We start from the raw sequence: 4,652 nt of genomic DNA, 5'->3' as shown, positions 1-4,652 counted from the left end.
TTAAGAAAAAATAATTTTGAGGCAAAAAAAAACGAAAAACTGAAAAAAAAATAATGAGTCGTAAGAAAAATATTTATGGACAGGAAAACTCTCAAACAAAATTTTTGAAAAATGCGACTTTATGGACAGACACTAATTATACCTTTGTCTGTTTTGATTCTTATTATATAAACCCCGCCGATTAATTCTTTTCCGTTAAACTCATATTTTTCTTCTGTACTTGCAGCTTCCAATACTAGTTTACTTGTTAAGTCGAAAATGCTTATCGTAACAAGTTTTTTATTTGGATTGACAAATTCAAGCATAAATTTCTCGTCACTTGGGTTAGGATAAATTATAAAATTGTTATCAGTTGCATTATTTGTCATTTTAATTGATTGTTCTCCTCCTGATAATGTTTTAAGAATTATACCACTACTGGCAACAACATAACCAGTATTTGCATCAGTGAAACAAACGGAATACAAATTATTAGTTGTTCCGCTTATTTGTGATATCCATGAAATTCCAGCATTGGTGGTTTTAAGAATTGTTCCATATTTGCCAACTATATAACCGGTATTGACATTAATGAAACAAACCGATCTTAAATCATTAACTGTACCACTAGTTTGTGTTATCCAATCTATACCGCTATTAGTTGTTTTAAGAATTCGCCCCATACTGCCAACTATATAACCTGTATTTGCATCTATAAAATATACGGAGTAAAATGTATTTGTCAATCCGGAATTGAGATTAAACCAAGTCAATCCTCCATTGGTGGTTTTAATAATTGTCCCATTATCTCCAACAGCGTACCCTGTATTTGAATCAGTGAAATAAACTGACATTAAAGAATAAGTTGTTCCGCTTGTTTGTGTTACCCAATTTGATCCTCCATTTGATGTTTTTAATATTGTACCTCCTGTTCCAGAAGTATAACCAATGTTATTGTCTATGAAATTAACAGACGAAAATAATTGTCCTGACCCTGAAGGTTGGTTTACCCAGTTTGTCCCTCCATCTGTTGTTGCGAAAATATTTGTATTTTTTGTCATATAAGTACCAACAGCATGACCTGTATTTGCATCTGTAAAATAAACGGAATACATAAAAACGTTTGTGTTTATCGATTGATTTATCCAGTTAACTCCTCCATTGGTTGTTTTAAGAATTGTTCCACTGGCGCCAACAGTGTAACCAGTATTTGCATCTGTGAAATAAACGGAATATAAAGTATTTGTTGTTCCGCTTATTAGCGCTGTCCAGCCAGATTGGGCAAAAACAAACATGTTACAAAAAGTAACAAAACTGATGATAACAAATATTTTTTTCATGACTTTAGAATTTATTGGTCAATACTTATTTTTTTCGGCGGGGTTTTATCAATTAATCTTTCACCAAAATTTAATTCATTAATTCAATCAATCCGGTAATTTTTTGTCCCGGATTTTTTTGCGACTGGTGCATAACGATCCCGGTGCAGGTTTTCGTTTTGCTTACCTTATATCATGGCGTATAGGCGTAGCCTTAGCCTTATCATTCAAGCAAAATGAAACTTGCACCGTGTTACCAACTGTGCGATTATCAGTCATTTAATAAGCTCAAAGATAGTCATTTTTTTGTTTTATTATTGTTTTTTTGTCTTTTATCAGGGCGGATGTGGGATTGCGTTTTAATTTTTTTTTGAGAGGGCAAATAATTAAATAAAATACCGCTTTGGCTGCGTGGTGGCGAAAAAGAAAGCTCGTTTTTGTTTTTTATACCTTTGAAATCAATTAAATCCAAAAAACAAAATGTGTTTGTCTTTGTAGCATTGGCAACGTGAGCTTGTGTGGTTAAAAAGGGATGATTACACGGGTTTATTTGTTGCTTGCATAGGCTTCGATTTTGCTTTCGCAGGATTCGATTCTGCTTCCATAGGTTTAAAATTTGCTTTCATAAGACAAGATAAAATTTTCATGGGCTACGAAAAAGTTTGCAACAGTTTAAAATTAGTTTGCATAGGACAAGGTGTCATTTTCATTGATTAAGGTAAACCTTCCACAAGACAAGGTTTTTTAACTGTGTTATCAGGGAATGCTTCCGTAGGTTAATTTTAAGATTGCGTAAGCCAATATAGAATTTCCCTATATCAAGATGCAATTTTCATAAGAAAAGAGAAAACAGACGGCTATAAATGTGTCTATTCCAATTCTGGTTAATCTGTTACCATGACTATATGTGAAACAAAGTTATTGAGAAGTAAAATAAACGTGTAATCAAGTTTATTAACAAAAGTTTAAAGTGATATTTCGATCCCTTCCTGTTTTACAATTTGTAAAAGTGGAGAAACGTTGTCGTCTAAAAATCTTTGAAGCCCAACGGTGTAAGGTTCTATACGTGTATCAATTTTTCTTGTTAAAGACCAGGTTTTTATATCGGCTGTTGCATCGGAACTATCGAAAAGCGGAGATACTAGCATAATGTCTATATCACTGTATTCTGTTGCTTCGCCTCTTGCATAACTGCCATATAAAAATGCTTTTTTTACCGGAATACCAGAGATATTAAGTAACATGCAATATTTTTTTAATAATTCTATAACTTCGATTTGAGCCATTGGAATAATGTTTTTGACTGTTCTAAAATTTCGTTCGCTTTCTCGGAAGCGGGTGTTTTCGGGTAATATTCAGGATACCTGCCTTCAAGTTGATAATACATTAAGGTATCACAAATTGTTAATTGAGATTCATCGAGAACTAAATCTGTTTTTTCAAGCAGAAAAGAAAGACGATGAGACTTTGGCGGTACATTTTCAGTACACCTGACAACATGTGCCTTAATGCTTTTTTCAATACATAAATGACATAGAAACAGCCCAAACAATATTTTATTATTGTTGATTAATAATTCGGCTGTTCCCAAGTCATCTTCTGCTGTATTCAACCAGTATTCTATTTGTTTTTTTGTATCCATTATCAATTATTTAGCAGGGGGCGCCGGTGTAGCGGGATTTTTGGAATCGCCAGAGCCTTCGCCTGATATCGCTTTGATGGCTTTTGAGAATGAAAATTCATCTTTTACAGCTTTATCTTGTTTGAAAAATTTGGCTGCTATTTTTGCTATGCTTATTACCTGATCGTAAATATCGTTAAATTCCCTGATGGCTTCCTGAGTTAATTCTTTTCTTTCTCCTTTAAGGGTTTCCTGAGTAATGCCCGAATCTTTCAATATCTGGGTTTGCGCAATGATTGCATCAATTTCTGCCGGGGCTGTACCTGCTGTTGTGATTTCGGTTTTCAAAGCAGGTTTCATATTGGTTTTGAACTGATATAGCAAATTAACAAGTTCTTCGTGGCTGCCGTGCTGCGCTCCTTTTAGATACGTAGTGAAACCTAATTGATTCAATATTTCAGCCCTGCGGGTTTTATTTTTCTTAAAGTCTTCTTCTACCTGTACCTTAAATTCGGCAAGAAATGTCAAGGCTGTTTTCTGAAGGTTGTTGACAACCTGCGTGGCCTCACGCATTTCCTTTGCATTGTCTATACCCAAATGGTCGGAAAAAGCGGTTTCGATACTGGTTTTTAGATCGGGCAAAAACGGGTCTGCCCATGAGGGACGTTTTGAAATTAAAAAATCTTTATGCTCAATTGCATGGTCAACGATGGATTCACCGACTGTGAGCAATTCAACGTCTTTTGCACGGTATTTTCTAACTATTTTTACCATAAAAAATAATTTTATTGATTAATAACAGCAAAGATACACAGATTTTGAATGATAGCAAAATATTTTATTTTACACCTAAAATGCCAATACTCAACTTAATTTTGAGAACGTGAATAATTTAGAAGTTTGGAACTCATATATCCTTGCTGATAATTGTATTTTATTTTGAACCACTCTACATTTCGCGAGTCATAAAACCCTTTTTGAATTACTTCAACTTCACTCCCTTTTTTTAATACGAAAAGTTTTGAATTGCTGACTGATGGGCCAGAACGAACATTAGCATCAATATTTGATACATAAAAAAATCTTTCAATGGAAGGCTTCTCTGTTTTTACAATATTAGGCGGGATATAAGTACCCGAATGTTGCAATGGACTATTTACAAAACCCATAATTGTAATCAATATAACAACAAAACCAACTGGAAATAAGATCAATGTTTTTGAAAGTTGAAATTTTTTAATTGCAATAATCACACCTATAATACTACCAATAAATAATCCAAATATACCCCAGACGACAACGGGATTAAATGTTGAAATTGCAAACAAGTTATCAAGAAAGAAAAAAAAATTATAACCTATATAAGTAAAGGTGTTAACAACAGTTTTAATAAAAATCATTAAAAATATAAAGAAACCAACAATGGACCAACCTTTAGTTGAAATACTCATTTTATTTTTAAAAAATACAAATAAAATAAAAAAAATTGCTATTAATAACCAAATAACTATAATCATTTTTTTACATATTTATTAGTAATATTTTTTTTGTCATTTATTTGATAGAAATTTACTTTAGTGCTTTTTTATAATATTTATACTATAAACGGGATAAATTTCCGCAAATATAAAAAGGATAAAAGCAATATTAACATCAAATTGTTGAAATAAATTAAAAGGATAGGGTAAAAAATAAAAAGAAGCATATCAAATTAGGGTAACCAAATCCAGATT

The 4,652-nt window shown here is 32.4% G+C and carries 5 protein-coding genes; all 5 read right to left on the bottom strand.

What is annotated here, in order from left to right:
- Window positions 1-119 precede the first annotated feature (119 nt).
- The gene (locus HY951_00025; GenBank protein ID MBI5538418.1) at window positions 120-1,319 is read right to left on the bottom strand and encodes a T9SS type A sorting domain-containing protein; all 1,200 of its coding nucleotides are present in this window, start codon (window positions 1,317-1,319) and stop codon (window positions 120-122) included.
- 944 nt (window positions 1,320-2,263) lie between these two features.
- Window positions 2,264-2,542: a nucleotidyltransferase domain-containing protein gene (locus HY951_00020; GenBank protein MBI5538417.1), complete on the bottom strand. Its 279-nt coding sequence runs from the start codon at window positions 2,540-2,542 to the stop codon at window positions 2,264-2,266.
- 20 nt (window positions 2,543-2,562) lie between these two features.
- On the bottom strand, window positions 2,563-2,940 hold the full coding sequence (locus HY951_00015; protein MBI5538416.1) for a HEPN domain-containing protein: 378 nt from the start codon (window positions 2,938-2,940) through the stop codon (window positions 2,563-2,565).
- A gap of 6 nt (window positions 2,941-2,946) precedes the next feature.
- Window positions 2,947-3,693: a hypothetical protein gene (locus HY951_00010; GenBank protein ID MBI5538415.1), complete on the bottom strand. Its 747-nt coding sequence runs from the start codon at window positions 3,691-3,693 to the stop codon at window positions 2,947-2,949.
- A 95-nt stretch (window positions 3,694-3,788) separates the two neighbouring features.
- Window positions 3,789-4,370, bottom strand: coding sequence for an SH3 domain-containing protein (locus HY951_00005; GenBank protein ID MBI5538414.1), 582 nt, complete (start codon window positions 4,368-4,370; stop codon window positions 3,789-3,791).
- Window positions 4,371-4,652 lie beyond the last annotated feature (282 nt).

The organism is Bacteroidia bacterium, from assembly GCA_016218155.1.
Lineage (GTDB): Bacteria > Bacteroidota > Bacteroidia > Bacteroidales > GWA2-32-17 > GWA2-32-17.
The sequence above is the reverse complement of the archived record's forward strand: the minus strand, read 5'-3'. Positions and strand labels throughout refer to the sequence as shown.

Excerpts from the sequence above, each read along its gene's own strand:
- HY951_00010 (MBI5538415.1), bottom strand. The coding sequence starts at position 3,693 with ATGGTAAAAATAGTTAGAAAATACCGTGCAAAAGACGTTGAATTGCTC.
- HY951_00015 (MBI5538416.1), bottom strand. The coding sequence starts at position 2,940 with ATGGATACAAAAAAACAAATAGAATACTGGTTGAATACAGCAGAAGAT.
- HY951_00020 (MBI5538417.1), bottom strand. The coding sequence starts at position 2,542 with ATGTTACTTAATATCTCTGGTATTCCGGTAAAAAAAGCATTTTTATAT.
- HY951_00005 (MBI5538414.1), bottom strand. The coding sequence starts at position 4,370 with ATGAGTATTTCAACTAAAGGTTGGTCCATTGTTGGTTTCTTTATATTT.
- HY951_00025 (MBI5538418.1), bottom strand. The coding sequence starts at position 1,319 with ATGAAAAAAATATTTGTTATCATCAGTTTTGTTACTTTTTGTAACATG.